General features: G+C 67.4%; 1 protein-coding gene and 1 pseudogene. Both read right to left on the bottom strand.

Translation table 11 applies throughout. From position 1 onward, the window contains the following. The coding region (locus tag ACXJL8_RS38825) for a DUF6519 domain-containing protein (RefSeq protein ID WP_456686796.1) at nt 1-1662 on the bottom strand (1662 nt) is incomplete at its 3' end. Nucleotides 1663-1683: 21 nt separating this feature from the next. Beyond that, nucleotides 1684-2522, bottom strand: a pseudogene (locus ACXJL8_RS38820) (hypothetical protein); the annotation flags it as partial.

Below are 2522 nucleotides of genomic sequence, written 5' to 3'. Positions count from 1 at the left end.
GTCTTCGATCGCGATCGCAAGACTGTCCTGGATCGCGAAGGCGCCGGCCGGCGCCAGCAACAGCGTTGCCGGGCCCTTGCCGACGATGCGCACCGATTGCGCATGGTTGACCGTCACGGCCTCTTTCAACACGTAGCGGCCGGGGCCGAGACAGATGGTGCCGCCGGTCTCGCGCACCTTGTTGACGGCGTCCTGGATGGTGAAGCTGCCGCTCTCATGCTGCTCGACCGTGACGCAGGCCGTGCAGGCGCAGTCGTGGCCTTCGCCCTTGGGCGGCCAAGGGTTGCGGCAGTCGGTCACGCTCTTGGCGCCGACATCCCAGATGCCGAGCCGCGCAAAATGGTGATGGATGCCGCGCGGCGGGGCGCGATCGAGCTTCTCGACGCTGGCATCCGCCGTGCGCGCGGCGAAGGCCCACCAGTCGCCGGCGTGAAAGCCCGAAGCACCGGTCGAATCGAAGCTCACGGTGACGCCGTCCTCAAGCAGGACCGTCGTGCCCGCGGCCGGCACCTTGATCGTGCCGGTCGATCCGGCGGCATCGAGATCGCCGATCTGCACCGGCGTTCCGCTTGGGTCGGTCCGGAACACTTTTCCCTTGTGATCCCAGCGGCGCACCCGCAGGTTGGTCTGCTTCGGCCAGTCACTGTTGGGGAAGCCCGGCGGCAGCATCAGCGCCGGCAAGGCCGGCGTGAAACTGATGCGGCGGGTTGCCTCGGTCACCGTGATGCGGCGCATCACGCCGGACTCTTGCGAAAACTCCCGGGCGTCGTCGATGATCTCGACCCAGTCGCCGGTGTTGAAGCGCAGCACGTCGTCGCGCCCGAGGCTATCGAGCTCGAGCTCGGTCGACGACACGACGCTGGCAACACGCGAGCCGATGCTGGCATTCTCGCGCGACCATTTGAAGGTCGCAGTGCCGCCCGGCTGGCCGGGATCGTGGATCTCGACCCGGTAGAGCTGGTTCTCCAGTCCACGGAAGCCGCCGGTCGGCGGCAGCTCGCAAGGATCGGTCACCGGCGCCGCGTCGAACGTGCCGGTCGTGAGCACGGCGGTCGACGGCGCGATCACTGCATTCCAGCCGGGTACGTCCTCGTCCGGCGTAGCACAACTGGTGTTGGCGCCGGCATCGGTGTCGAGCACCCGCACCTGCCACACCGTCTGGAGCCGTGAACTGGTCTCGACTCCGACGGCGATCTCGACCAGCTCCGGCCGCTCCAGATAGGTCAGCTCGCGCTCCCAGACGTCGAGATAGACGAGATGGCGGCCGGCGGTCGGCAGCGGCGGCCGCACCGCGGCCGGCAGATAGGGCTGCGTCGCATAGGTCAGCTTGTCGGTGAACACCGTCTCGGCCATGAGGTCGTCGAACAGGCGCTTGTCGGGATCGGCAAGACCGTGGTTTTCCGCAAGCAGACCGTCGACATAAAGCCGCCCCTTGCCGATCTCCAGCGTGTTGCCGGCAACGCCCAGCTTGAATGCGTCAGGCGTGGTCGAGGAGACCGTGGCGCGGCCGAGCGTGTCGCTCGCGAGTGCCCGGAGCCTGCGGTCGAGAATCGCCATCAGTTCGTTGGCGTCGCCGTCCAGCAGCACCGCGCCCTGCTTCAGCTCCAGGCCGGCAAAATCGAGCAGCGGGTCGAGACGGACGCGTGAGAAGTCGGCACCCATGATAGCCTCCGATGCACTCGGTCAACTCGCGAAGAACAGGCCCGCGTGCAGCCCGAAACGTAGATATTCGTCGAGCCGCAGCCTGAGATTGGCCTCGCGCTGCGGTTCGAATAATGCGTTGAGCACGCCGATCTCGCTGTCATTGTCGCCGCCCGCGCGGATCGCGAGGCTGGTGGTGCGGCGCAGTTGCGCATAGCCGGGATCGCCGTAGCGCAGCGACGTGAACAGCGGCAGCGCGGCAGGCGCTGCGTCGTTCGGCACGCAATGGAAGCGCCGCGGCGCGATCGAGCCCGGCGGTACGTAGCAGAAGCGGACACAGTCCTCCTGGCGGCGCTGGACCAGCAGCGGCGCGATCCATTTCTCCGCGGGCTTCGGGCCGAGCTTTGCGAAGAAGATGGTGTTGGAGGCGAGCTTGAGCAGCTTGCTGTGAACCTTGCCGATCAATGTGCATTGGGCGACGGTCAATTCGGCACCAGTGTCGCCGGCATCGTCAGCGGCGAAAGCGACGTTCTCCGGTGCTCCGGCATCGATGATGCAATCGGTCAGCGTCACCTCGGCGTCAGTGACGGCGTGGATCGGTCCGACGATACAACGCTCCAATGTCACCTTGGCGAAGGGATGCTCGATGATCAGGCTGGGCTTGCCCGGCGACACTGGACTGCCGTCTCCCGCCAGTGTGAGCCCGGGCACCAGCGTGCAGTCGCGCAGCACCAGTTCGCGCGGTTCGACGTCGGCGAAGGCCGCCAGCCGCAGCGCCCCGCCGGAAATCACGAGACCGTCGAGCGTGAGCCGGCCGCGCGCGCCGATGTCGAGCGCGATCTCGCCGCCCGCCGCCAGCAGCGGCCGGGTCTGGTCATGGG

The organism is Bradyrhizobium sp. P5_C11_2 (assembly GCF_054049755.1).
This window is presented reverse-complemented; position numbering and strand designations above follow the sequence as displayed.